This window comes from Allokutzneria sp. A3M-2-11 16, from assembly GCF_024213555.1.
Classification (GTDB): domain Bacteria; phylum Actinomycetota; class Actinomycetes; order Mycobacteriales; family Pseudonocardiaceae; genus Allokutzneria.
This window is the reverse complement of sequence record NZ_JANAVO010000003.1, coordinates 243,522-266,983: the sequence shown is the minus strand read 5'-3', so window position 1 is coordinate 266,983 and position 23,462 is coordinate 243,522. Positions and strand designations below refer to the sequence as shown.

The following is a 23,462-nucleotide window of genomic DNA, read 5'->3' as shown; positions in this document are numbered from 1 at the left end:
TCGGTGACGCCGGGGTCGGCCGTACTTGAAGACGGATCAACCCCGGCTGGGGGTCAGCCGATGCGGCGGGCGCGGCGCTGGGAGAGCTCGTCGGGGGTTTCGGGGAGCCATTCCCCGCCGTCCGCACGCTCGGCGGGGAAGGCGTGGATGGTGCCGCTGATCTCCCGCATGGCGCCGCTGACGGCGATGCCGAACACGCCCTGACCGCCCTGGAGCAGGTCCACGACCTCCTCCGGCGAGGTGCACTCGTAGACCGTGGTGCCGTCGCTGAACAGCGTGATCCTGGCCAGGTCCTGCACGCCGCGGCTGCGCAGGTGCTCCACGGCCACCCTGATGTTCTGCAGCGAGACCCCGGTGTCCAGCAGCCGCTTGACCACCTTCAGCACCAGGATGTCCTTGAACGAGTACAGCCGCTGGCTGCCGGAGCCGTGAGCGCTGCGGATCGTCGGCACCACCAGGTCGGTGCGGGCCCAGTAGTCCAGCTGGCGGTAGGTGATCCCGGCGATCTGACACGCGGCCGGACCGCGGTAGCCGACCATCTCGTCAGGCAGGGTCATGTCAGGGAACAGCTCGCCCTGCTCGCCAGCGCCCAACCGGATTGGCGCCTGTTCGCCCACGCCTGCCTCCCCTCGGCCGGCCCACAGACCGGCGCCGCCGACTGTGTGGACCGATCCACTTCGGTCCGCCGGCCGCGGCACCCTCCCGATGGACTGCACCGGAAGGACTCGCTCGGACTCGACGGTAGAACCGGCCAGGGAGACGGTCAACGCGACGCGCGGGCAACAGGAACCCTCAACTCGGGGTCGAGGGTTCTCCCGACGGGGGCGACCGCGGGCGCGGAGGGTGCCACCAAGATCACGCCTAGCCTGGCACGACCCCGGTCAGCCCGCAGAACAGCACGGTTCCGCACGGGCACACGACCCTCAAATGAAAGTTGCAATCTGAGTATTGCACGATCAGATGCTGCCCCGGCAACCGCATCGTCACCCGACCGGGGCGCGCGCCGACATCCCATCTTGACCTAGCGATACGCGCTCGCGGCGAACGACGCGCTCAACACGCGCACACAGAGAAGACGCCCCGGATCTGCACGTTGCAGGCCCGAGGCGGACAGGGGACCGCTCAGCTCTCCGGGGCGGCGAAGTCCTCGGGCGAGACGTTGTCGAGGAACTCGCGGAACTTCTCCACCTCGTCCTCCTGCTCGTCCGGGATCACCAGGCCGGCCTCGGCCAGCACCGACTCCTCGGCGTGGATCGGCACCCCGATCCGCAGGGCGAGCGCCACCGAGTCGCTCGGCCGCGCCGAGACCCGCAGGTCCCCGTCGAAGACCAGCTCGGCGAAGAAGGTGCCCTCCTGCAGGTCGGTGATCCGCACCTGCTCAAGCTCCCGGCCGAGCGCCCCGATCACGTCCTTGAGCAGATCGTGGGTCAACGGCCGGGCGGGCCGGACCCCCTGCTGCTCCAAGGCGATGGCCGTGGCCTCGACCGAGCCGATCCAGATCGGCAGGTACCGATCGCCCTCGGTCTCGCGCAGCAGCAGGATCGGCTGGTTGTGGGGCAGTTCGACCCGCACCCCGACGACGCGCATCTCGCTCATCGGATCTCGCCTCCTCCAGTGCTCTCCACGTGTGGAAAACCTCGCCTGTACCGAGCATCCCGCACCGTCATCGCCGACGCTACCCGCGATCCGGCCGGTACGCCGCGTGCGTTTCTCAGCCCTTGGCCACGCCGCGCAGCCCGGCCTTGACCAGCATGGCGTGCAACGACACCGACAACGCCGCCAGCCGGTCCAGTATTTCCTCCGCCCGCTCCCGCGCGCGCGGATCCCGTTGCCGCAGAACGGGTGCGACAATCTGTTCCAGCAGCGCGACCTCGCGGTCGGCCGAGGACCGGAACGCCCGTAAGTGCCGCGGCTCGATGCCGAACCCGGTCAGCTCCTTGGCCGTGCGCGCGATCGGCACCGCGTCCTGCTCGTAGAACCCGGCCGCGCCCGGACGGACCAGGCCGTACTGCTCAAGCTCACCCAGCAGGCCCTCCCCGACACCGGTGGCGTCCAGGAACTCCTCCCTGGTCAGCCGCCTGCGCCGGGCGCCGTCGACGGGTTCGGGCCGGGCGTCGGGCCGCGGCACCACCGACAGCTGCGCCGCCGCCGGATCGGTGCCGTGCTCGGCGAGGTCGACCGCGTCAAGCTGTTCCTTGATCACCTTCAACGGGAGGTAGTGATCCCGTTGCGCGGCAAGGACGAACCGCAGCCGCTCGATATCGGCCTTGGCGAACTGGCGGTATCCGGAGGAGGTGCGCGCCGGACGGACCAGTCCCTCCGACTCCAGGAAGCGGATCTTGGAGATCGTCACTTCCGGGAACTCGGACCGCAGCTGTGCGAGCACCGCTCCGATGCTCGAACCCCCGCTGTTGGCCCGTCCGGCCGCCGCCGTCATCTCGCAGCTGTCCTCTAGTTGTTCGGGCCCGTCAGGAAAACGAGCCGGAACTTGCCGATCTGCACCTCGTCGCCGTTGGCCAGGACCGCGGTGTCCACCGGGGCCCGGTTCACGTAGGTGCCGTTGAGGCTGCCGACGTCGACCACGACGAAGTCCGGGCCCTCGCGGCGGAACTCGGCGTGCCGCCGGGAGACCGTCACGTCGTCGAGGAAGATGTCGCTGTCGGGGTGCCGTCCCGCGCTCGTGGTGTCCCGGTCCAGCAGGAACCGGGAACCCGCGTTGGGACCGCGCTTGACCACCAGCAACGCCGAACCGGCTGGCAGGGCGTCGACGCCCGAGACCGGCGGTTCGGGGGCAGGAGGCGCCTCGGCGCCCTCGACGTCGGCGAGGAAGTCGGCTCGGAAGATCGACGTCGATTCGGCCGCGCCTTCCGGCGGGACGCCGCCGGGCCCGTCGTTCTGGCTCACCTGAGCTCTCCTCGTCCTGGATGAATCCTGCGAAGTGTCGGTCAAACCTACCGTGCCGCTCGTCGCTGGCCCGGTCTGGCTCCTCCGCTTGCCGAACAGCCGTCGAAAGATCGATATCACGCTTCGCCGATCAGCCTTCGTTGATCTTTCCACGGTACCCGGCCGCGTCGAGCAGGCCGTCCACCGCGGACGGGTCGTCGAGCTTGAGTTCCACCAGCCAGCCGTCGCCGAAGGCGTCGGTGTTGATGGTCTCCGGTGCGGTCACCACGGCCTCGTTCACCGCGACGACCTCGCCGGCCAGCGGCGCGTAGATGTCCGAGACGCTCTTGGTGGACTCCACCTCGCCGAGGACGTCCTCGGCCGCGACCTTCTTGCCGGTCTCGGGCAGCTGCACGAAGACCACGTCACCCAGCTGGTTCTGGGCGTAGTCGGTGATGCCGATCCGCACCGTGTCCGCGCCCGTGCGGGCGACCCACTCGTGCTGCTCTGTGTACCTCAAGTCCTCGGGAACCACCGAGCGTTCTCCTCCCGTCCCAACACGCGATCCGGTGCGACTGTCAACCGGCCGGGCGAGCGTATTTGTGGCTCCGCTCGGGCCGCAAGGCGGCGATCTCCACGCGCTCGCTCTGGGCGATGCGGGAGCCGCCACCGGCCCGTTCCACGGAGTCCACGACGCCGCCGGGGATGTTCAGCGCTTGTGCAAGCGTAGGGGGGTCCCCCACGGCCACGATCACGTAGGGCGGCGACAGGTCCGTTCCGTCGAGCCGGACGCGCCCGGCGGACCCGCTGAAGGCGGAGTCCACCCCGGTCCGCACCGGCCCGACCTGCACCGCCTCCGCCCCGGCCGCGCGCAGCTCCTGCAGCGCGTCGAGCAGCGTCTCCGGCCCCACCCTGCCGCGCGGATCGGTGATCTCCACCCGCACGCCCGGTCCGGCCGCCGCCACGGTGCCCGCCAGCACGCCGAGCGCGGTGGCCCTGCGCCTGGCCTCCTCCAGCGCCGCGCCCGCGCCCTGGCCGCTCTCCCGGAGCCTGCGCAGCGTGGCCTCGGACTCGGCGATCTCCTTGTGCAGCGCGGCCTCCCGCTGCCGCAGCCCGTCCAGCAGCACCACCAGGTCCTGCGGCCGCTGGTCGGCCAGCGCGTCCCCGGCGCGGGTCCTGCGCACCTGGGTGACCAGCGCGACGCCCAGCGCCAGGCACAGCACCGCGATCAACGTCCCGGACAGCAGCCGGTGTCCCCTGGGGTCAGCCATGATCACGCCTTGAAGAGGTGCCTGCGGATGGCCGAGGCGTTGCCGAAGATCCGGATGCCGAAGACCACGACCACCGCCGTGGAGAGCTGGCCGCCGACGCCCAGCTCGTCGCCGAGCAGCACGATCAGCGCGGCGATCAGCACGTTGGACACGAACGAGACCACGAAGACCTTCGCGTCGAAGATCTCGTCCAGCCGGGCCCGCAGCCCGCCGAAGACCGCGTCCAGCGCGGCCACGACGGCGATCGGCAGGTACGGCTGGACCCAGTCGGGCACGGTCGGGTCCAGCCACAGGCCGAGCACGACCCCGACTGCGAGGGCGATCACGCCGATCACCTGACTACCTCCCTGGCGTGGTGGGTGGGGCGATGGGCGCGGCGGGGGCCACCGCGAGCCTGGGCTCGTCGGTCGCGGCCCCCGGCAGGCGCAGCTCGCCGATCCGCTCCACGGTGAAGCTGGTGCCGTAGAGCTGGGTGAACGCGGTGAACCGGCCGTGGCCGTCGGTGCCGACGAAGCGGGTCTCCAGCTCCTCGGGGTTGCCGATCGCCTCCAGCACGTACGGCTGGGTGATCGGCCGGTTGTCCACGAGCATGCCGCCCGCCTGGCGCACCGCGGCCCTCGGCTGGAGCCGGTGACCGCCGACCGCCATCGCCTCGGCCCCGCTCGCCCACAGCGAGTTGACCAGTACCTGGAGATCGCGGTCGAGGATGTTCTCCCGCGAGCGGACCCCGCGCCGCTCCGGCGGATCGCCCACCGTGACGCGGAGTCCGGGACCGGTGACCGGGACCGCGGCGGTGGCGCGTTCGAGCCGGGTCAGCTGGTCCAGCACGGCCCGGCCCTGGCCGTCGCCGGTGAGCGCGGCGGTGCGCGCCTCGTCCAGCTGCTTGGCCAGCGCGGCGGCCCTGCGGGCCAGCGCCTCGGTGTCGGCGCGCTCGGCGCGCACGCCCGCGACCAGGCCGCGCTTGGTCTCCTCGGCACCCGGCTGGCGCGCCGAGGCGTTGACCGCCGCGACGCCCAGCAGCGAGCCGAGGAGCAGCGCGCCCACGGCGAACCACACTCGCTGGGCGAACCAGGGCACCGGCCGACCGGCGCGCCTGCGGTGCGCCGCCGCGTACCCGGCGTCGAGGTGGTCGCCCAGCAGCTGGCGCAGCAGCGAGCTGCTCAGGTCGTAACGCGGCCGCTCAGGCACCCGCGAGCGCTCCCGGGACCTTGCCCTTGCGGATCGCCGCAGCCAGCTGGATCAGGTAGAGCACGCCCGCCCACAGGTAGAGCAGCACGCCCCAGATGGTGAAGCCGTAGGCGATCGGCCGCACGACCTCCGCCAGCGCCGAGGTGCCGTCCGCGCCCAGCAGGAACGGGAAGGCGTAGAGCAGCACGAAGGTGGCGGCCTTGCCCGTGTAGTGCACCTCGAAGGGGCCGTAGCCGTAGCGGCGCAGCACCAGCAGGCTCAGGCCCAGCACCAGTTCGCGGCCGACCAGGGCCAGGATCACCCACCAGGGCAAGATCTCCCGGATTCCGAAGGCGATCAGCGTGGCCAGGATGTAGAGCCGGTCCGCGGCGGGGTCGAGCATGGCGCCGAGCTTGCTGCCCTGGTTGAGCCAGCGCGCGAGCTTGCCGTCGAGCCAGTCGGTGAACCCGCCGACGGCGAGCACGATGATCGCGAGCACGTCCTCCCTGGGCCCGAGCAACAGCCACAGGAACAGGGGCACGCCCGCGAGGCGCAGCATGCTGAGGATGTTCGGGATGGTCCAGACGCGGTCGGACTGGGGCAGTTCCCCGCCTGACGGGGCCGCCGTCGCCGCTTCGCGTTCCACCTGGACTCCTCGACCGCTTGCGCGGCGGAGCCGGGGAACGGGGGAAGCGCGCCGCGTTCGCCTGCACCCGCTTGCGGCGGCAAGCCTGCCACACGACGGGGTGCCGAGCGCGGGAGGGAGGCTAGAGGCGGGTGCGGCTCCAGCCGCGGCGCTGCAGGTCCGCGTGGCTCATCAGGGTGGGACGGCCGCGGTCGTCGACACCGACCCAGCGGCAGCGGCCGTGGCCGCCTTCGAGGACGTAGGCGTGGCCGCCGCTCCAGACCACGCTGCACGGCGCGGTGGGCAGGCTGGCACTCCTGGTGGTCATCAGGTCTGTGACCGGATCCTCGGCGATCGCGGTGGCGGATTCTGCGCTCATGGCGGACGTGGCTCCTTGGCTGGCGAGCCCTGTGCTCGGGCTCCGTAGTGGTTGTCGACCGGCACCCTCGAGGTGTTAGCGGCGACACACGAATTGTGGACCGCGCCGCCCGGGAAGACGGCGGTTTCCCGGGCGGCAGCGCTCACCGGGCGAAGCGCGTCGCCCAGCAGCAGCGGGGTGAGAGTCGCGACGGTCACACCACCGGTCACCGGACTGCCGTTCACCGATGATCACCGGCCGGACGGCGGCGCCTCGCGTTCAGCCCGACCGATAACGCCTGGTCAGAGCGGGGTCACGGGGTCCAGGTGATCGGCGACTTGCCGATCGCCTGGCGGTACACCACGCTGCCGGGCTCCGCGCCCTCCGGCAGCAGGTGGATATCGCAGCTGGTGTGCTCCTGGTCGGCCGACCAGCCGCTGGGCACGCTCTTGATGGGGCAGGAGTCGAGCTTGAGCCCGCCGATCGCGATCACGATCAACCGCCCGCCGGGCTTGTTCGTCTTGTCGACGACGCTGAACCGGGACGGCGTGGTCATGGTGCTGGTCAACGCGCCCTCCATCCGGTTCACCAGCTTGTAGGTCAGGTAGTAGGGCACCTTGCCCGCGGAGGTCTTCTCCTCGATCTTGAGCCCGGCCCCGGCCAGCTCCTGGAAGTTGCCCTTCTCCACCTTCACCGGGACGACGCCGACGGTGTAGATCTTCGAGCCGGTCTCGTGCTCGATGACGGCCTCCTGGCCGTACTTGAGCGTGGTGCCGGGCTCGGTCAGCGGTTTGGTCGCCTTGCCCGCGGGCTCGGCCGGGGTGCTCGGGGAGGCGGTGCGGCTGGAACTGGTGGTGGGCGGCGGGCCCGCCGCGGCGACCGCCTCGCCGACCTGGGGCCGGGCGCAGGCGGTGGTCATGGGCAGGGCGAGGGCCGCGACGGCGAGGACGGCGGTCGCGCCGCGCCGCGGGCTGGCGATCGTGGGCACCGGGGGCTCCTGGGGGCTGGAGACGAGAAGTGCCGGGAACGGCACTCACGGGATTCGACCCCCGATCGTGTTACCCCGTTCCCGGCACCGTGGTGACCCAGGTCACCCTTTCGTACGGGTGGTGCTCAGGACTCCAGCTCCTGCAGCGCCTCCTCGGCCGCGGCGAGCTCGGCGCGCAGCGCCTCGACCCGGGCCGCGTGCCGCTCGCGGGCGGCGGAGAGCACGGACTCGATGGCCTCGGCGGCCTCCTCGTCCAGCGCCTTGGCGACCTGGCCGACCGCGGCCGGGGTCAGCGGGGCGGGCTTGGACTTCTTCTTGCCGGAGACGACCTCGATCGTCCACTCGCCCTCGGCGGTGGCGGCGATGGTCACCGTCAGCTCGGCGCCGGCCGCGGGCGCCTGCTTCTTCGCCGCGGGCTTGGCGGCCTTCGGCTTGGCCGGTGCGGGCGCCGGAGCAGCCTCGGCCGCGGGGGTCTCCGTGCTCGCCGGGCTGGTCTCCTCGTTCTGCGGGGTGGCGGGTGCCTGCTGCTCGGTGGGAGCGGTCACCGTGTTGTCCTCTCGGTCGTGCGCGGTCTGGCTGGGGTTCCTGCGGGGCGGCTTGACCATGCTCACCTCGGCCGGGTTGAAGGACAGCACGTCCATCGAGCCGGTCGGGCGGATCTGGATGAAGTCACCCTCGTCCGGATCGGTGAGGGCCATGATCTTGCCGGAACGCCCTTGCTCCACCCCCACCGCGGCGTCGGTGAACCAGACGACCGGCAGACGACCCGAGTCCAGCTCGGCGCGAATGTGGGTGATGTCCTGCTCGGACAGACCCGACAGGGTGGAAGTTGGGGGCATCGCCTCTCCTCATTGCTTTTTGCGAGGGGTTTCTCGCGGGCCGGCGCACGCGCGTTCGGCCAGGCGCAGGATGCCGTAAGGCACCGACAGTCTCCGCACCGAGGCCGGGCCAGGCATGATCTGAGGCATGACCTCGCAGCACCTGTGGCTCGCCGACGTGGACGGCAACCTCATCCAGCCCTCGGCCATCACCCTGTTGACCCTGCGGTCCAAGTACGGGGAGCGCGCCCGCCCGGACACCCCGCAGGACGTCACGTTGCACGCCGAGCTCGGCGTGCCCGACGACGACGGCGACCTGCACACGCACGCGCTCACCCCGCCGCTGCCGTACGCCGGTGCCACGGAGATGCGCAAGCAGCTGGTGCAGCTGCTGGCACGGCTCGGCGGCACCGAGACCCCGGCGATCATCCAGGTTTCCTTGCAGGACAACGTCATCCGCTGGACCGTGGACCGGCTCTCGCCGCCGACCGAGGCGTGAGAGGCTTTCCGGGTGTCGACGCGCCGCAGTGAACGGGACGAGAACCGCAGGGTCTACGGGCAGAACTTCCTCCGTGACCCGAAGTCGCTGCGGCGCATGGTCGAGGTGGCCCGCGTCGGCCGGGAGGACCTGGTCTTCGAGGTCGGGGCGGGCGAGGGCGTGCTGACCGAGGTGCTCGCCGAGCGCGCCCGCTACGTCGTCACCCACGAGGTGGACGCGCACCTGGCCCGCGCGCTGGAGCCCAAGCTGCGCCGGTGGGACAACGTCGAGCTGGACTTCGGCGACTTCCTGCAGGTGCTGCCCGCCGCCGAGCCGTTCAAGGTGGTCGCCAACATCCCGTACTCGATCACCTCCGCGATCGTGGACTGGTGCCTGGACGCGCGGTACCTGACGTCGGCGACGCTGATGACGCAGCTGGAGTACGCGCGCAAGCGCAGCGGCTGGTACGGCCGGTGGAGCCAGCGGACCGTGGAGACGTGGCCGCTGTTCTCCTGGGAGCTGTGCGGCAAGATCCCCCGCGAGCACTTCCGCCCGATCCCGAAGGTCGACTCCGGCATCCTGCACATCACCCGCCGGGAGAAGCCGCTGCTGCGGCCCCGGGACCTGCGCGACTACGAGAAGCTGGTGGCGCTCGGCTTCACCGGCATCGGCGGCAGCCTCCGCGCGTCACTGTCCAAAATGTACACACCGAAGCGGGTCGCGAAGGCCTTCGACGAGGTGGGCCTGCGCCAGGACACCGTGGTCGCCTTCGCCCACCCGGACGTCTGGGTCGAGCTCTACCGCGCCCTCAACCCGAGCCGCCGCTAGAGCACGTGCACCTTGATCTTCACGACGGTCAGCCTGCCCGCGTCGTGCCGGATCAGACACTCCGCGACGAACCCCGTGCCCTTGACTTCGTACCTTTGATGTCGACCACCAGAGAAGTTCGGCGCGAAGGTGGCGTAGCGACTGACCTTGTGCTTGATCTCCGCCCGCATGCTTGTCGAGACCGAGTCGAGGGTCTTCCGCGCCACCGGCAGGTACTCCACGGTGTAGCTAGTCATTGACCCACACCATTTCCCGGCCGTTGACGAACATCCGCTCCCCCGGGGGAGGTGGGCCGAGTTCCGCGTCGGTCATCGGGCGCTGGGTCAACGGGTCGTCACCCAGCAGCTCATCGATCCGATCCTGGTCGATGAGTTCCCAGGTGGCCTGGTACTCGGAGTCGTGCAGGTTCCCGGCGAAGATCGCCCAGTCGTCGACGACGTACATCAGATCTTCGGAGGCGGCCGTGTCGACCGAGTGCGCGAACAACCCCAGCAGCTGGCGCGGCAACAACTCGCGAACTTCCCGGATGGTCCTGACCCACGAATGCTCGGGCAACCCGGGCGGGGTCGGAGGCAGGTCGTCGTAGTCCCTCGTGCGATTGCTCAACCCCAGTGCTGCGGGGACAGGCAACGGCGGTTTGTCCAAGTACACCAACGGCATGGCCGAATGCTCGCGCATCCACCCGGCTCCGCTCCAGCCCCTCCACCCACACGAGACCTCTTTGCGCACACCGCAAACAGCCGCACTAGAACATCTCCATGACGACGAGCCTGCTCGCGTCAGTCATCCACCCACACCACTTCACGGCCGTTGACGAACATCCGCGCGCCGGGAGTCGGAGGTCCTAGCTCGGAGTCGGGCACCGGTGGGTCTGTGAGCGGGTCGTCCCCCGACAACTCGTCGAGACGGTCCTGCTCTATGAGGTCGAGGTCGGCCTGAAACTCAGGATCGTGCAGGTGTCTGACGAACGAAGCCCAGTCAGAGACGACATAGGGCAGGTCAGCCGCCATCGCGGCGTCGACCGCCGTTGTGAACTGCTCGCGCAGCTGATGCGGCAGCAGTGCTCGCACCTCGCGAACCGTCTGAACGGAGGTGCGTCCAGACAGCCCGGGCGGCCGTTCGAGGGAGAGCCTCGTAGTCCCTCGTGTGATCGCTCAACCCCAGTGCTGCGGGGATAGGCAAGGGCCGCGAACGCCTCGTTTGGGGCGTTAGATTCCCTGAACGGGTCGTTCAGGGCATTCGCGTCCGTTGCTGAGGACCGCTACTCGTCGACCCACACGACTTCTCGGCCGTCGACGAACATGCGGTCGCCATAGCGGTGCGGTTCAGCATCGCTGCTCTCCAGCCAGCCCTCGTCAATGAGCAGCCGGGTGAACTGGTAGGCGAGATCGTGCAGGCTTCGAACGAAATCCGCCCAGGCGGTGACAACACAGGCGAGGTCGTCCGGCTGAGCGGTGTCGATCGACATCTTGAACAACACCGACAACTGGTAGGGCAACAACTCGCGCACGTCGTGGATGTTCTTGACGCACAAGGGCCCTGGCGGAGCGAGCGGGAGATCGTGGTAGTCGTCCGCGTTGTCGCTCAGCTTCAACGCGGCGGGCACCGGCAGTTGCGGCTTGTCCAGGTACACCAGCGGCATGGGGCGAATGCTGACGCACTCGCCTGCCTCGCTCCAGCACTTCCACCCGCACGAGACCCCATTGCGCACCCCGCAAACCACACCTCGAACCGGGACACCAGGCGAGCCGCCAATGCCGCGTTTGGTGCGTTGAAGTACCTGAATGAGTCATTGAGGGCCTTCAAGTACCTCAATGACTCATTCAGGGCACTACCGACCCCGAACGACCCGTTCAGTGCGTTGAGCGCCCCGAACGGGTCGTTGAGGGCGTTGGTGTCCCTGAACGACCCGTTCAGGGCGTTCGCGTAGGTCACGTCAGCATGGACGAAGCGGGCGCGTGGGCCGATCGCCAATGACGCGTTTGGTGCGTTGAACGTGCTGAATGAGTCATTCGGGGAGTCCAGCGCCCTCAATGACTCATTCAGGGCGATCAACATCGGCGCGGACGGTGGGTTCGGGTTCGTCGTGCGGGTGGGCGAACAGGCGGAGCTGACCGAGCTGACGGAGCTGACGGAGCGCGAAGCGAAGTACCTGGTGGTGTCCTCACAGCCGTATCGCTTGTGCGCCAAGGGCGATCGGGCGTTCCTCAGCGGCATCGAGCACGTTTGCGCGGAGCCGGACGAGGCAACGGCGCACGCGGTCGCGGTGCCGCCGGGTGAGCACGATGTCACGGTCCACATGATCGACTGGGAAGCCGAAGGCGGCGCGGCGGAAACGCCGCCCGACTTCGTCGTCCTCATCAACCCGGCGACCGGGAACACCGGGCACCGCAAGGACATCGTGACCTTGGACTAGCCGGAGTGAGGGGTCAGGGCTTGTCGAGGGTCTTGGGGATGGCGGGCCAGCTGAGGGTCTTGTCCTGGCCGAGGACCTTGGCGATCTGGCTCCACTGCTGGATGGTCACCACCTCGGCGGGGGCCCCGCCGGGCACGCCGACCTCGGTCATCATCCGCTTGGCGCGGTTGCCGGGGATGGAGTTGGCCAGGACGGTGCGGGCGCCGCGCTCGGGGGCGCCGTAGGCGGCGTGCAGCAGGGCCCACAGGACGCGGTCGGTCTGCCGGGTGAAGCCCTCGCGGCGGCGGATCGACACGTGGGCGGCGTCGCCGCGCAGGTTGGGCTGGAAGTTCGTCGCGGGCAGGCGCCTGCGGACCCGGATGTCGAAGCGGGAGGCCCACCAGGCCACCTCCAGCGCCGTGGGGTGGGCCGCGGTGAGCTTCTTGGCGACACCGAACTCCAGCGCCAGCTCGGCACCGGCGAACGGGCTGGTCGTCGGGTTGAGCAGGCGGCGCAGCACATCGTCGGAGACGGTCTTGGGCAGGCTGGAGACCACCCAGAACTTCCTGCGCGGCAACGGGATCGAGCGCGGGTCACCGTCGACGACGCGCACCTTGTCGTCGTCGGTGAACTTCTTGGTCAGCCGCTCGACGAAGCCGCGGTCCCGCTCGACGGCGAGCACGCGGGCACCGGTCTCGGCCAGCGGGGTGGTGATCGAGCCGACGGCGGCGCCGAAGTCGATCACGAGGTGGTCCGGGCCGATCCCGGCGGAGGCGACCAGCTCGGCGCCCACCTGCTTGGAGCGGAGGAAGTGGAGGCCGGATGCGGTGGAACGAGGCCCACGGGACAAGCGGCACCACCATCACGAGAAGGGAAACGAGTAGCCCTGATGCTACCCGCCCTCAGGCGGGCACCTTGGACACGGCCTCCTCGGCGGCCAGGGACAGGGCGCGGCGGTCGGCGCCCTCGTGCTGCACGGCGGGCATCAGCCTCAGGTGCACCACCAGGCCGCGCGTGCCCAGGGTGCGGCGCATCGCGGTGCCCATGCTCTCGTCGCCGAGGAAGGAAGCGGCCGCGGTGGGCCTGCCGTCGCTGAGCCGGTAGTCCAGCAGCACCGGGCGCACCGGGACGCCTGCGTCCACGGCGGCCTGGAACAGGGCGGGGCGGAAGCGGCCCTTCGCGGGTTCGCAGAACGTGGTGCCCTGGGGGAACGCGGCCACGGTGGTGCCCTCCCGCAGCGCGGCGCTGACCTGGTCGACGACCCCGGGCAGCTGGGACAGCCGCGGCCGGTCGATGAAGATCGTGCCCGCCCCGCGCGCCAGGCCGCCGATGATCGGGATCTCGCCGATGCCGGTCTTGGAGACCACGCGCATCGGCACGGCGGCCATCAGCACCACCGGGTCCAGCCAGGACACGTGGTTGGCCACCAGCAGGGCCGTGTCGGCGCCGGTGGCGGAGTCGTGCACCTCCACCCGCATGCCCAGAGCGCGCAGCAGCATGCGGCACCAGGAGGACATCAGGCGTCGCCCGCGCTCCGGGCTGACCAGCCGCTGGACCGAGAGCACCGGGATCGCGCCGAGCAGCACGCACAGCGCCATCAGCACGCGCCATACCCGGGTCGTCGGCCACACCTGCGGCGTGGTGCCGGGTGCTTCGATGCAGCCCTGGCCGCAGGGCGATACGGGCATCCAGCCGGAGCTCGTCATGGTGGCGGTCCCCCAGTAGGTTCTGTCCAGTCCTCCGGGGGCGGAATGGTAGGCCGCCCGACCTGAGAGCGTTCAGGCAGGTGACCCCCCGTGCGGAATGGCACCGCTCTCAGCTCGGCGCCCGTACCATCACGGCGTGTCGACAATGGGAACTCCGGTCACCACGGACGAGGTCGATCCGCAGCGCGGGCTCACCGAGGACCAGGTGCGCAGGCGGGTGGCGGCGGGCCAGACCAACGACGTGCCCGCGCGGGCCAGCCGCACGGTCGGCGAGATCGTCCGGGCGAACGTGTTCACCCGGATCAACGCCATCTTCGCGGTGCTGTTCGGGATCATCGTGGCCATCGGCCGGGTGATCCCGGACGGGCTGTTCGGCCTGCTGATCGTCGCCAACAGCGCGATCGGCATGATCCAGGAGCTGCGCGCGAAGAAGACGCTGGACCAGCTCGCCATCGTCGGACAGGCCAAGCCGGTGGTGCGCCGGGACGGCGTCGCGGTCGAGGTGGCGCCGCACGAGGTGGTGCTCGACGACGTCATCGAGCTCGGCCCCGGCGACAAGATCGTCGTCGACGGGATCGCCCTGGCCGGTGAGGCGTTGGAGGTCGACGAGTCGCTGCTGACCGGTGAATCCGACCCGGTGCTCAAGCAGCCGGGTGACCAGGTGCTCTCCGGCAGCTTCGTCTGCGCGGGCACGGGCAGCTACCGCGCGACGAAGGTCGGGCGCGAGGCGTACGCGGCCAAGCTCGCGGAGGAGGCCAGCAAGTTCACCCTGGTGTCCTCGGAGCTGCGCTCGGGCATCGACAAGATCCTGCGGTTCATCACCTTCCTGCTGATCCCCGCGGGCGCGCTGAGCATCTACAACCAGCTGTTCAACAACTCGCAGGCGCTGCCGGACGCGCTCAGCGGCATGGTGGCCGCGCTGGTGCCGATGGTGCCGGAGGGGCTGATCCTGCTGACCAGCATGGCGTTCGCGGTCGGTGTGATCCGGCTGGGCAAGCGGCAGTGCCTGGTGCAGGAGCTGCCCGCGATCGAGGGCCTGGCCCGGGTCGACACGGTGTGCGCGGACAAGACGGGCACGCTCACCGAGAACGGCATGCGGCTGGCCGAGGTGCGCGTGCTGGACCCCGAAGCGAAGGTGCACCAGGCGCTGGCCGCGCTGGCCGTGGCCGATCCGCGCCCGAACGCGAGTCTGGAAGCGATCGCGGAGGCGCATCCGGACGCGCCGGGCTGGCAGCTCACCGCGGCGGCGCCGTTCTCGTCGGCGCGCAAGTGGAGCGGAGCGAGCTTCGCCGACGAGGGCGACTGGGTGCTCGGCGCGCCGGACGTGCTGCTCGCGGAGGGCGACGCGGTGCGGGCGGAAGCGGAGCGCACGGGCGCGCAGGGGCTGCGCGTGCTGTTGCTGGGCCGCAGTTCGCTCGCGGTGGACGACGCGCAGGCCCCGGGCGTGGTGCGGCCGGTGGCGCTGGTCGTGCTGGAGCAGCGGATCAGGCCGGACGCCAAGGACACGCTGGACTTCTTCGCCGAGCAGAACGTGGCCGTCAAGGTCATCTCCGGGGACAACGCGCTGTCGGTGGGCGCGGTCGCGGGCTCGCTCGGCCTGCCCGGCGCGGAGCGGCCGGTGGACGCGCGCACGTTGCCGGACAAGCAGAACCAGCTCGCCGACACGGTCGAGGGCGCGGCGGTCTTCGGCCGGGTCACACCGGGGCAGAAGCGGGCCATGGTCGGGGCGTTGCAGTCCAAGGGGCACACCGTCGCGATGACCGGCGACGGCGTGAACGACGTGCTGGCGCTCAAGGACGCCGATATCGGCGTCGCCATGGGCGCGGGCAGCCCGGCCACCCGCGCGGTCGCGCAGATCGTGTTGCTGGACAACAAGTTCGCGACGCTGCCGCACGTGGTGGCCGAGGGCCGCCGGGTGATCGGCAACATCGAGCGGGTCTCGAACCTGTTCCTCACCAAGACGGTGTACTCGGTGCTGCTGGCCTTCATGGTCGGCATCGCGCAGCTGCCGTACCCGTTCCTGCCGAGGCACGTGACGATCCTCGGCTGGTTCACCATCGGCCTGCCCGCGTTCTTCCTGGCGCTGGCGCCGAACTACGAGCGGGCGCGCAGCGGCTTCGTCTCCCGGGTGATGCGGATGGCGATCCCGGCGGGCGCGGTGATCTCCGTCGCCGCATTTGTGACCTATCTCAACGCGCACGGCACGCCGGGTGTGACCGTGGTCCAGGCGAGCACCGGAACGTTCATCGCGCTGGGCGGGATCGCGCTCTGGGTGCTGATGATCGTGGCCCGGCCGTATGTCTGGTGGAAGCTCGCGCTGCTGGCCGCGATGATCGCGATGTATCTCGGGCTGCTGCTGATCCCGGCCAGCCAGACCTTCTTCCAGCTCGACCCGTCCAATCCCGCCGTGGTCACTCCCGCGCTGGTCAGCGTGCTGGTCGGGGTGGTGCTGATCGAGGCGTTCTGGTGGATCGACGGCCGCATCCGCGGTGAGCGGCGGCAGCTGTTCGGGGCTCCGGAACTCGACTGAGAACACGCGTTTTCTTTGCACAAGATAGGACACCGATCGGTAAAGAACACACATGCGTTTCACCGTCGGAATTCACGATCTTGTTTCGTTCGAGCGACGTCTCATGATCACGACTTGACCGCTCCTGGGACGCGGAATACTTTCGCGTAACGACATGGTCCCCGTTTTTCGGCGTGCGCCGAGGGGGGCAAGCGTTTTCTCGCTAGGAGCGCGGTGTGAGATTCCGGTTCGGTGCTGTCCTGCTCGCGGTCGCCCTGCTGGGTGCGGGCTGCGCGGGCGGCGGGGACAAGAACTCGGTGGCCGCGCGGGCGGCGTCGGCGGACAAGCTCACCATCGGCATCCGGTTCGACCAGCCCGGGATCGGGCGCAAGATCACCGACTCCTGGTTCGAGGGCTTCGACGTGGACGTGGCGACCTACGTGGCCGCCGAGCTCGGCGTGGCCAAGGAGAACATCGTCTGGAAGGAGGCCAGGACCCCCGACCGCGAGGCGATGATCCAGGACGGCCGGGTGGACCTGGTGGTGGCCAGCTACTCGATCACCGACGCGCGCAAGCAGCGGGTGGGCTTCGCCGGGCCGTACTTCGTCGCGGGCCAGGGGCTGCTGGTCAGCCAGAGCACCACGAACATCACCGGGCCGGAGTCGCTCAACGGCAAGAAGCTGTGCTCGGTCAAGGACTCCACCTCCGCGCAGAAGGTGAAGGAGCGCTACGCCCAGGGCGCGCAGCTGGTGGAGTACTTCCGCTACAGCGAGTGCGTGAACGCGCTGCTGGTGCGCAACGTGGACGCGGTCACCACCGACGACGTGATCCTGGCCGGCTACGCCACCCAGCACCCGGAGCTGCTGAAGCTGGTCGGCAAACCGTTCAGCGAGGAGCGCTACGGCATCGGGCTGCGCCGTGAGGACGCCGACGGCAAGGCGAAGGTCAACGCCGCCATCGAGAAGATGATCTCCAGCGGGGAGTGGCGCAGGTCCATCGAGAAGCACCTGGGCCCGTCTGGCTACCCGATCCCGAACGCCCCGGCCGTCACTGAGAAGTAGGCACCCGGATCAGCAGCACCGCGGTCACCTCGTTGCCGAGGGAGTGCGTGCGCTCGCCCACCCGGACCACCAGCGGACCGCCGAAGGGCTGGCGCTCCAGCACCTCGATCCGCGCGCCCAGGGTGATCCCGTTGTGCGCCAGGTACCGCAGGATCTCCGGGTTGGTGTCCCAGACCCTGGCGACCTCGCCGCTGGCCCCGGGTTCGAGGTCGCGCAGCAGGTGCGTCGGCGGCTGCTCCACCGAACCGTCCGCGGCCGGGATCGGGTCGCCGTGCGGGTCGCGGGTGGGATCGCCGAGCTTCGCCGAGATCCGCTCGATCAGGGAGTCGGAGACGGCGTGCTCGAGCACGTCCGCCTCCACGTGCACCTCGTCCCAGGTGTAGCCCAGCTCCTCGACCAGGTACAGCTCGATCAGCCGGTGCCTGCGCAGCACGTCGCACGCGGCGCGCCTGCCGGGCTCGGTCAGCTCGACGCCGTGGTAGGGCACGTGCGTGACCAGGCCCAGGTCGGCGAGCTTGGCCACCATGCCCGAGACCGAGGAGGGGCTGACCCGCAACCGTTTGGCGAGGGTGGCGTTGCTGACCTCGACCCCGCGTTCGACGAGCCCGTAGATCGCCCGCAGGTAGTCCTCGATCGCAGACGAGGGCCGCTTGGTCGCCATGGCCCCTACCTTACGGAGGTGGCCGTACGGCGCTTCCTCTTGTTCGCCAGCAGACCGCGGCGCGGCGCGAACAGGTAGACCAGTGCGAACACGATCGCCTGGCAGAGCACGATCGTGCCGCCTGTGGAGCTGTCGACGTGGAAGCTCAGGTAAGTGCCCAGCACGCAGCTGCTCACCGAGACGGCGATCGCGATCGCCAGCATCCGCTCGAACCGGTCGGTCAGCAGGTACGCGGTCACTCCGGGGGTGATCAGCATGGCGGAGACCAGGATGATGCCCACCGCCTGCAGGGCCACCACGACGGTCAGCGCGAGCAGCATGAGCAACAGCGCGCCCAACCGCTTGGGCCGCAGGCCGATGGCGTGCGCGTGCACCGGGTCGAAGGCGTAGAGCGTGAGGTCACGGCGCTTGTAGAAGACCACGGCCAGCGTCAGTGCGCCGATCCCGAGCACCTGTGCGATATCGCTGTCGGAGACGCCGAGGACGTTGCCGAACAGGATGTGGTTGAGGTCGATCTGGCTCGGCGTCTTGGAGACCAGGACGAGGCCGAGGGCGAACAGGCCGGTGAAGACCACGCCGATCGCCGCGTCGCCCCTGATCCGCGTGGTGTCCCTGACCACGCCGATCAGCGTCACGGCGAGCCCGCCGAAGAGGAAAGCGCCCACCGCGAACGGCAGTCCGAAGATGTAGGAGAGCACCACGCCGGGCAGCACCGCGTGCGCGATGGCGTCGCCGAGCAGCGACCAGCCGATCAGCGTCACCCAGCACGAGAGCACCGCGCACACGAGCCCCGCGACGGCGCTGACGAGCAGGGCCCTTCGCATGAAGTCGAACTGCAACGGCTCGGCCAGCCAGTCGATCAGGTTCATGCCACCGCTCCGTCCAGCCCGAACGCCCGGCCCAGGTGCTCCGCGGAGAGCGCGGTGTCGATGTCGGAGTGCAGCAACACTTTGCGCCGCAACAGGATCGCTTCGTCGCACAGTGCGGGCACGGCCGCGAGGTCATGGGTGGAGACCACGATCGTGCGGCCTTCGTCGCGCAGGGAGCGCAGCAGCTCGACGATCGTGGCCTCGGACCGCTTGTCCACCCCGGCGAAGGGCTCGTCGAGGAACAGCAGCCGCGCGTCCTGGGCGATTCCCCTTGCCACGAAAGCGCGTTTGCGCTGGCCACCGGAGAGCTCGCCGATCTGCTTGCCCGCGAGGTCGGTCAGCCCGACCCGTTCCAGGGCCGCGTCGACGGCCTCGCGGTCAGCCGCCTTCAGCCGCCGGGCCCCGCCGAGCGCGCCGTAGCGCCCCATCGACACGACGTCGACGACGCGGACCGGGAAGGCCCAGTCCACGGCCTCGGACTGCGGCACGTACGCGACCAGCCCTTCGCGACGCGCCACAGCAGGGTCCTTGTCGTGCAACGTGATCGTGCCGCGGTCGGGCTTCACGAGGCCGATCAGCGACTTGAACAGGGTCGACTTCCCGGAGCCGTTCATGCCGAGCAGGCCGCAGATCCGCCCGCGCTCCACCGTGACATCCACGTCGTCCAGTGCGAGCACGTCTCCGTAGTGGACGGTGACGCCTTTCGCGGTGACAGCGGTCATCTGGCCCCTCCTGTCAGCCCTGCCACGACGGTCTCCGCGTCGTAGCGCAGCAGCTTGAGGTAGGTCGGCACGGGCCCGCCCTCTTCGGAGAGCGAGTCGACGTAGAGCGTTCCGCCCATCTTCGCGCCCGTTTCGCGCGCGACCTGTTGCTGTGCCTTGTCGTTGACCGTGGACTCGCAGAACACCGCGGGCACGGAGTTCTCCCTGACGAAGGTCACCGTCGCGGCGATCTGCTGCGGTGTGCCCTCCTCGTCGCTGTTCACCGGCCAGAGGTAGGCCTCGCGCAGACCGGCGTCACGGGCCAGGTAGGAGAAGGCGCCCTCGCAGGTGACCAACGCGCGGTGGTTGGGCGGTAGCTTGCCCAGTTCGGAGCGCAGGAACGTGTCGATCTCGGCCAGTTGCGCGTCGTAGCGCTCCGCGTTGGTCTTGAAGACCCCGGCGTTGGCCGGGTCCAGCTCGGACAGCGCGGTGACGATGTTGCGCACGTAGATCCGCGCGTTCGCCGGGGACATCCACGCGTGCGGGTTCGCCTTGCCCTCGTACTGGCCGCTGCGGATCGGGATCGGCTCGACCCCCGTGCTGAGCGTGGCGCGCTTGGCGTTCCCGCCGCGCATGAACCGGTCGAACCAGCGCTCCAGGCCGAGCCCGTTCTCCAGCACCAGGTCCACGCCCGCGCCCTTCTTGAGGTCGCTCGGCGTCGGCTCGTACTCGTGGATCTCCGCGCCCGGCTTGGTGATCGACTCGACCTCGACCGCGTTCCCGGCGACCGCCCTGGTCATGTCCGCCAGCACGGTGAAGGTGGTCAGCACCCGCTTGCGCTCGCCAGCACCCCGGGCATCCGAGCAGCCCGCGACCAGCAGGGCGGCGACCACCAGCCCCGCGATGCCCTTTAGGCGCGACATGACTCGAATTTTCGGCATGCCGAAAACACTATCGGAGGACCTGGCCCGCGACGAGGCGTCGTTCGTCACGGATCAGTTGCGGGACCGCCCCACCGACCGTCCGCCACGGCGCGCGTAGCCGACCCGGGGTTCACCGGTCTTCAAGTACAACCAACCCCCGTCCCCACCGTCTCAAACGACGACCAACCCCCGGCGGCCGACCGGGTTGGGTGCGGTTTGAGACGATCCGGGTGGGGGTCCGTGGTACTTGAAGACCGCGCGACTACGGCGCGGGCTTGCGGACACCGCGTTGGCGTCGTGGCGGTGGGAGATTGTCCCTGGGGTTCGTCGTCGAGCGGCTCCGGTGGGTCGCTCCACTGTGGACTCTTCGGGTTTTCGCCGATATTTCCGCCGAACCCTGGGCAACGCGGTCGGGCTGCCGCTACGGTCGGCGCTTCCCCGAGCGGCCTCGGAGCAGCCCATGCTGGACCACCTCGTCTACGCGGTACCCGATCTCGACGACGGCGTCGCCGAACTCGCCCGGCTCACCGGCCTGCGCGCGACACCCGGCGGACGGCACCAGGGGTTCGGCACGCACAACGCCCTGCTCGGGCTGGACAACCGGACCTTCCTGGAGGTCATCGCGCCGGACCCGAGCCAGCCGGCCCCGCGCAGGCCGCGCCTGTTCGGCATCGACGGGATCGAACAGCCGCGCCTGGTGGGCTGGGTGTTCCGCACCACCGACCTGCCCGGGCTGATCGCGCGGACGCGGGGCGTCGGCCTCGAACCCGGCGACTCCATCGAGATGGTCCGCAACCGCCCGGACGGCACGCGGCTGGCCTGGCGGCTGACCAGCGCGCTGTCGGGCGACCTCACCCCGACGTTCATCGACTGGGGCACCGCGGAGCACCCGAGCGCCGGTCTGCCGGTCGGGCTGCGGCTGCTGTCCCTCACGGTCCGGCACCCGCAGCCCGTGCGCTTCGGCGCGGCGCTGCGCTCCCTCGGCATCGCCTACCCGGTCGAACAGGGCAGGCAGCCCCAGCTGATCGCGCACTTCGACGGGCCGGGCGGCGGTCTCATCCTCGACTGACCCGGAGCACGAGCTTGCCGCGCAGACCGCGCGCGGCCGCCCTGCGGTGCGCCTCGGCCGCGTCGACGAGCGGCAGCACATCGGCGATCCGCGTGCGGAGCCCGGCGGTGACCAGGTCCCGCAGCCGCGCGGCGTCCGGCTTCACCTGCACCCAGTCGGTCCGGATCCCGCGCTCCGCCCCGGGGACGCCCTGCGGGACGACGGCGATGAACACGCCCCCGTCCCGGACCGCGCCGATCAACGACGTCCCGGTGTTGCCCGCGTCGAGCACCGCGTCCACGCGTTGCCCCGGCAGGTCCGCGCTGACCTCTTTCGCGCCGAGGCCCGCCACGTAGTCCTCGTCCCCGGCCGAGGCCACGGCGACGACGTCGATCCCGGACCGCGCGGCGAGCTGCACCGCGTAGCCGCCGACGCCGCCGCTCGCCCCGGTGACCAGCAGCCTCTGTCCACTGTGGACATCGAGGAGGTCGAGGGCCTGGCTCGCGGTGAGCGCGTTGAGCGGAATGGTGGCCGCCGCGACCAGGTCCGCGTCCTCCGGCAGCGGTGCCAGCCAGCCGGGTTCGGCGCTGACCACCTCGGCGTAGGTGCCCTGCCGGTCGGCGTACATCGGCACCATGCCGACGACGCGCTGGCCCGCGTGGAAGCCCTCGGTCTCCTCGATCACCGTGCCCGCCAGGTCCCACCCGAGGACCAGGGGCTTCGGGAACTCCCCCATCACACCCGCGCGGACCGCCTGGTCGACCGGGTTGATCGTGCTCGCGGCGACGCGGACGCGAACCCTGCCGGGCGCCACCTCCGGCTCCGGGCGCTCGGCGAGGCGCAGCACTTCGGGGCCGCCGTACTCGGACAGTTCGATGACTCGCAAGGTGTTCCTCCTTCGTGTGGGAACAGCCTGCGACGGGCGCGTGTTGCGGGTAAGGAGGCACTTCGAAGTGCCTTGGGGAGGAGCAGGTGTCGTGACGACGATGACCGCGCAGGAGCGCCGTGACGCGGAGAAGGCCGAGCACGAGGCGTTCCTCGCCGCTTGCCCCACCTTCCACCTGCTGGCGATGATCGGCGACAAGTGGACGGCGTTGGTGCTCGCCGAACTCGCGTCAGGCCCGCGCAGGCACAGCGAACTGCGGGCCGGTCTGCCCAGCGCGAGCCAGAAGATGCTGACGCACACCCTCCGCGGCGCCGAGCACGACGGCCTGCTCACGCGCACCGTCACCGCGAGCGTCCCCGCGCGGGTGGACTACGAGCTGACCCCGCTCGGCGCTTCACTGCTCCCCGTGCTCGCCACCCTCAAGACCTGGGCGGAGGACCACATGGACGAGGTCCTCTCCGCGCGCGCCGCCGCCCCACACCTCCGCTAGGCCACGCTGACGGGGAGGGAGAGGGGCCCCGCGGAGGCCGGTGGCGGGGCGCCAGTGCACGGGGCAGTAGTGGATTCCGCTGGAGAACGCGAGGTGCTCGGGCGTCCCGGTCCGCGTGATGTCGAAGCGGTGCGGGTCCGCGAACACGGACGCGTCGCGGTTGGCCGCCGCGATCAGCACGCCGACCATCTGCCCGGCCTTGATCCGGTGCCCGGCCAGACCACCGTCAGCGCGGAGCAGAGACCACTGAGAAGGGTTGCGCAGCAACGAGATCACGGCGTTGCCGATCAGGTTGACGGTGGTCTCGAGCCCCGCGATCAACAGCAGCATCGCCATGCCGAACAGCTCCCGCGCGGTCAGCTTCGCATCACCCAGGGCCTCGGCGACGTCGCCGATCACGCCCTGACGAGGGTCCCGCGCCAACCGCTCGAACAGTTCGATCAACGAATCGGCCGCCGCGATCAGCTCCTTGGCTTGGCGCACCGAACGAACTCCGCCGAGCGCCGCGCCGACCAGGGCTCCGTAGGGTCCCGCAACACCTGGTTGCACAACGCGAAGGACGAGACCGTCCTGATCCCGGACGGAGCGCGGTACACCGGCCCCTTCGCGCGAATCCGTTCGTAGAGCGGGTAAGGATCTTCCAGCCAGCGCGGTCGTTCCAGTTGCGCGAACAGGTCACCGAAGGCGGCGAACAGCCGCGTCGTGGCTTTGGCCGCGCCGACCTGGGCACCGATCCGGAGTGTGTTCATCTCCTCACGGTAGGGAGGTCGGTGCGGCCGTGCCGCTGATGCCGAACA

General features: G+C 70.2%; 32 protein-coding genes. 7 read left to right on the top strand and 25 right to left on the bottom strand.

The genetic code is table 11. From position 1 onward, the window contains the following. Nucleotides 1–53 precede the first annotated feature (53 nt). The 12 genes from NLX83_RS23000 to NLX83_RS22945 all read right to left on the bottom strand — a co-directional run bounded on the left by NLX83_RS23000 (nucleotide 54) and on the right by NLX83_RS22945 (nucleotide 8,131). Nucleotides 54–557, bottom strand: a complete 504-nt coding sequence (locus NLX83_RS23000) for a MerR family transcriptional regulator (protein WP_254237465.1) — start codon at nucleotides 555–557, stop codon at nucleotides 54–56. A gap of 565 nt (nucleotides 558–1,122) precedes the next feature. Then, entirely contained in the window at nucleotides 1,123–1,596 is a 474-nt protein-coding gene (locus NLX83_RS22995; protein ID WP_030429529.1) for a bifunctional nuclease family protein, read from the bottom strand. A gap of 115 nt (nucleotides 1,597–1,711) precedes the next feature. Then, nucleotides 1,712–2,437 carry a transcriptional regulator FtsR gene (gene ftsR, locus NLX83_RS22990; protein ID WP_254237189.1) on the bottom strand — a complete coding sequence of 242 codons (726 nt, stop codon included), beginning with the start codon at nucleotides 2,435–2,437 and terminating at the stop codon, nucleotides 1,712–1,714. 14 nt (nucleotides 2,438–2,451) lie between these two features. Beyond that, entirely contained in the window at nucleotides 2,452–2,904 is a 453-nt protein-coding gene (gene garA, locus NLX83_RS22985) for a glycogen accumulation regulator GarA (RefSeq protein WP_254237188.1), read from the bottom strand. Nucleotides 2,905–3,034: 130 nt separating this feature from the next. Further along, complete coding sequence (gene gcvH / locus NLX83_RS22980; RefSeq protein ID WP_308209358.1) at nucleotides 3,035–3,418, bottom strand: glycine cleavage system protein GcvH; 384 nt, start codon at nucleotides 3,416–3,418, stop codon at nucleotides 3,035–3,037. Between the two features lie 43 nt (nucleotides 3,419–3,461). Then, nucleotides 3,462–4,154, bottom strand: coding sequence for a DUF881 domain-containing protein (locus NLX83_RS22975; protein WP_254237186.1), 693 nt, complete (start codon nucleotides 4,152–4,154; stop codon nucleotides 3,462–3,464). A 2-nt stretch (nucleotides 4,155–4,156) separates the two neighbouring features. Beyond that, nucleotides 4,157–4,480, bottom strand: a complete 324-nt coding sequence (locus NLX83_RS22970; protein ID WP_254237185.1) for a DUF1290 domain-containing protein — start codon at nucleotides 4,478–4,480, stop codon at nucleotides 4,157–4,159. A gap of 13 nt (nucleotides 4,481–4,493) precedes the next feature. Beyond that, entirely contained in the window at nucleotides 4,494–5,342 is an 849-nt protein-coding gene (locus NLX83_RS41940; RefSeq protein ID WP_254237184.1) for a DUF881 domain-containing protein, read from the bottom strand. After that, nucleotides 5,335–5,967: a CDP-alcohol phosphatidyltransferase family protein gene (locus NLX83_RS22960; RefSeq protein WP_254237183.1), complete on the bottom strand. Its 633-nt coding sequence runs from the start codon at nucleotides 5,965–5,967 to the stop codon at nucleotides 5,335–5,337. Before NLX83_RS22960 ends, NLX83_RS41940 begins: the two co-directional genes overlap by 8 nt. Before the next feature lie 121 nt (nucleotides 5,968–6,088). Continuing rightward, nucleotides 6,089–6,274 (bottom strand): hypothetical protein, encoded by a 186-nt coding sequence (locus tag NLX83_RS22955; RefSeq protein ID WP_254237464.1) that lies wholly within the window; start codon nucleotides 6,272–6,274, stop codon nucleotides 6,089–6,091. Nucleotides 6,275–6,617: 343 nt separating this feature from the next. Next, nucleotides 6,618–7,292, bottom strand: coding sequence for a hypothetical protein (locus tag NLX83_RS22950; RefSeq protein ID WP_254237182.1), 675 nt, complete (start codon nucleotides 7,290–7,292; stop codon nucleotides 6,618–6,620). Between the two features lie 125 nt (nucleotides 7,293–7,417). Then, nucleotides 7,418–8,131 (bottom strand): DUF6319 family protein, encoded by a 714-nt coding sequence (locus tag NLX83_RS22945; RefSeq protein ID WP_254237181.1) that lies wholly within the window; start codon nucleotides 8,129–8,131, stop codon nucleotides 7,418–7,420. A 127-nt stretch (nucleotides 8,132–8,258) separates the two neighbouring features. On the opposite strand from NLX83_RS22945, the gene NLX83_RS22940 reads away from it, so the two are divergent. Further along, nucleotides 8,259–8,609 carry a hypothetical protein gene (locus tag NLX83_RS22940; protein WP_254237180.1) on the top strand — a complete coding sequence of 117 codons (351 nt, stop codon included), beginning with the start codon at nucleotides 8,259–8,261 and terminating at the stop codon, nucleotides 8,607–8,609. 12 nt (nucleotides 8,610–8,621) lie between these two features. Next, nucleotides 8,622–9,416 (top strand): 23S ribosomal RNA methyltransferase Erm, encoded by a 795-nt coding sequence (erm, locus tag NLX83_RS22935; protein ID WP_254237179.1) that lies wholly within the window; start codon nucleotides 8,622–8,624, stop codon nucleotides 9,414–9,416. On the opposite strand, the gene NLX83_RS22930 is transcribed toward erm, so the two are convergent. The 4 genes from NLX83_RS22930 to NLX83_RS22915 form a co-directional block, all read right to left on the bottom strand. Then, on the bottom strand, nucleotides 9,413–9,652 hold the full coding sequence (locus NLX83_RS22930) for a hypothetical protein (protein WP_254237178.1): 240 nt from the start codon (nucleotides 9,650–9,652) through the stop codon (nucleotides 9,413–9,415). The two genes, erm and NLX83_RS22930, sit on opposite strands and share 4 nt — an antisense overlap. Beyond that, on the bottom strand, nucleotides 9,645–10,094 hold the full coding sequence (locus tag NLX83_RS22925; RefSeq protein WP_254237177.1) for a hypothetical protein: 450 nt from the start codon (nucleotides 10,092–10,094) through the stop codon (nucleotides 9,645–9,647). The genes NLX83_RS22930 and NLX83_RS22925 overlap by 8 nt, the downstream gene beginning before the upstream one ends. Before the next feature lie 101 nt (nucleotides 10,095–10,195). Further along, complete coding sequence (locus tag NLX83_RS22920) at nucleotides 10,196–10,486, bottom strand: hypothetical protein (protein WP_254237176.1); 291 nt, start codon at nucleotides 10,484–10,486, stop codon at nucleotides 10,196–10,198. 191 nt (nucleotides 10,487–10,677) lie between these two features. Next, the gene (locus tag NLX83_RS22915) at nucleotides 10,678–11,058 is read right to left on the bottom strand and encodes a hypothetical protein (protein WP_254237175.1); all 381 of its coding nucleotides are present in this window, start codon (nucleotides 11,056–11,058) and stop codon (nucleotides 10,678–10,680) included. 354 nt (nucleotides 11,059–11,412) lie between these two features. On the opposite strand from NLX83_RS22915, the gene NLX83_RS22910 reads away from it, so the two are divergent. Next, entirely contained in the window at nucleotides 11,413–11,832 is a 420-nt protein-coding gene (locus tag NLX83_RS22910; protein ID WP_254237174.1) for a hypothetical protein, read from the top strand. A 13-nt stretch (nucleotides 11,833–11,845) separates the two neighbouring features. Here the strand turns inward: NLX83_RS22910 and NLX83_RS22905 are convergent, their stop codons facing one another. Next, nucleotides 11,846–12,661, bottom strand: a complete 816-nt coding sequence (locus NLX83_RS22905) for an rRNA adenine N-6-methyltransferase family protein (protein WP_254237173.1) — start codon at nucleotides 12,659–12,661, stop codon at nucleotides 11,846–11,848. A gap of 52 nt (nucleotides 12,662–12,713) precedes the next feature. After that, on the bottom strand, nucleotides 12,714–13,517 hold the full coding sequence (locus NLX83_RS22900; protein ID WP_254237172.1) for a lysophospholipid acyltransferase family protein: 804 nt from the start codon (nucleotides 13,515–13,517) through the stop codon (nucleotides 12,714–12,716). Nucleotides 13,518–13,662: 145 nt separating this feature from the next. Between NLX83_RS22900 and NLX83_RS22895 the strand changes: the two genes are divergently transcribed. Together NLX83_RS22895 and NLX83_RS22890 are read left to right on the top strand one after the other, a co-directional pair. Then, nucleotides 13,663–16,047, top strand: a complete 2,385-nt coding sequence (locus NLX83_RS22895) for a cation-translocating P-type ATPase (RefSeq protein WP_254237463.1) — start codon at nucleotides 13,663–13,665, stop codon at nucleotides 16,045–16,047. 215 nt (nucleotides 16,048–16,262) lie between these two features. Beyond that, nucleotides 16,263–17,087 (top strand): glutamate ABC transporter substrate-binding protein, encoded by an 825-nt coding sequence (locus NLX83_RS22890; RefSeq protein ID WP_254237171.1) that lies wholly within the window; start codon nucleotides 16,263–16,265, stop codon nucleotides 17,085–17,087. Here the strand turns inward: NLX83_RS22890 and NLX83_RS22885 are convergent. Genes NLX83_RS22885 through NLX83_RS22870 form a run of 4 tightly spaced genes read right to left on the bottom strand, consistent with a single transcriptional unit; the run spans nucleotide 17,074 to nucleotide 20,241 of the window. Next, a complete protein-coding gene (locus tag NLX83_RS22885; protein ID WP_254237170.1) occupies nucleotides 17,074–17,748 on the bottom strand; it encodes a metal-dependent transcriptional regulator in 675 nt (224 codons plus the stop codon). The genes NLX83_RS22890 and NLX83_RS22885 overlap by 14 nt on opposite strands. A 5-nt stretch (nucleotides 17,749–17,753) precedes the next feature. Next, nucleotides 17,754–18,617: a metal ABC transporter permease gene (locus NLX83_RS22880; protein WP_254237169.1), complete on the bottom strand. Its 864-nt coding sequence runs from the start codon at nucleotides 18,615–18,617 to the stop codon at nucleotides 17,754–17,756. Continuing rightward, the gene (locus NLX83_RS22875) at nucleotides 18,614–19,339 is read right to left on the bottom strand and encodes a metal ABC transporter ATP-binding protein (protein WP_254237168.1); all 726 of its coding nucleotides are present in this window, start codon (nucleotides 19,337–19,339) and stop codon (nucleotides 18,614–18,616) included. Before NLX83_RS22875 ends, NLX83_RS22880 begins: the two co-directional genes overlap by 4 nt. Continuing rightward, on the bottom strand, nucleotides 19,336–20,241 hold the full coding sequence (locus tag NLX83_RS22870; protein ID WP_254237167.1) for a metal ABC transporter substrate-binding protein: 906 nt from the start codon (nucleotides 20,239–20,241) through the stop codon (nucleotides 19,336–19,338). Before NLX83_RS22870 ends, NLX83_RS22875 begins: the two co-directional genes overlap by 4 nt. Before the next feature lie 460 nt (nucleotides 20,242–20,701). Between NLX83_RS22870 and NLX83_RS22865 the strand changes: the two genes are divergently transcribed. Beyond that, nucleotides 20,702–21,310, top strand: coding sequence for a VOC family protein (locus NLX83_RS22865; protein ID WP_254237166.1), 609 nt, complete (start codon nucleotides 20,702–20,704; stop codon nucleotides 21,308–21,310). Here the strand turns inward: NLX83_RS22865 and NLX83_RS22860 are convergent. Next, nucleotides 21,297–22,175, bottom strand: coding sequence for an NADP-dependent oxidoreductase (locus tag NLX83_RS22860; RefSeq protein ID WP_254237165.1), 879 nt, complete (start codon nucleotides 22,173–22,175; stop codon nucleotides 21,297–21,299). The two genes, NLX83_RS22865 and NLX83_RS22860, sit on opposite strands and share 14 nt — an antisense overlap. Nucleotides 22,176–22,275: 100 nt before the next feature. Here NLX83_RS22860 and NLX83_RS22855 point away from each other — a divergent pair, with 100 nt between their 5' ends. Next, a complete protein-coding gene (locus NLX83_RS22855) occupies nucleotides 22,276–22,665 on the top strand; it encodes a winged helix-turn-helix transcriptional regulator (protein ID WP_256564301.1) in 390 nt (129 codons plus the stop codon). Here the strand turns inward: NLX83_RS22855 and NLX83_RS22850 are convergent. Next, nucleotides 22,570–23,148, bottom strand: coding sequence for a cytochrome P450 (locus NLX83_RS22850; RefSeq protein ID WP_254237163.1), 579 nt, complete (start codon nucleotides 23,146–23,148; stop codon nucleotides 22,570–22,572). The two genes, NLX83_RS22855 and NLX83_RS22850, sit on opposite strands and share 96 nt — an antisense overlap. After that, nucleotides 23,127–23,414, bottom strand: coding sequence for a cytochrome P450 (locus NLX83_RS22845; protein WP_254237162.1), 288 nt, complete (start codon nucleotides 23,412–23,414; stop codon nucleotides 23,127–23,129). The genes NLX83_RS22850 and NLX83_RS22845 overlap by 22 nt, the downstream gene beginning before the upstream one ends. Nucleotides 23,415–23,462: the final 48 nt, after the last annotated feature.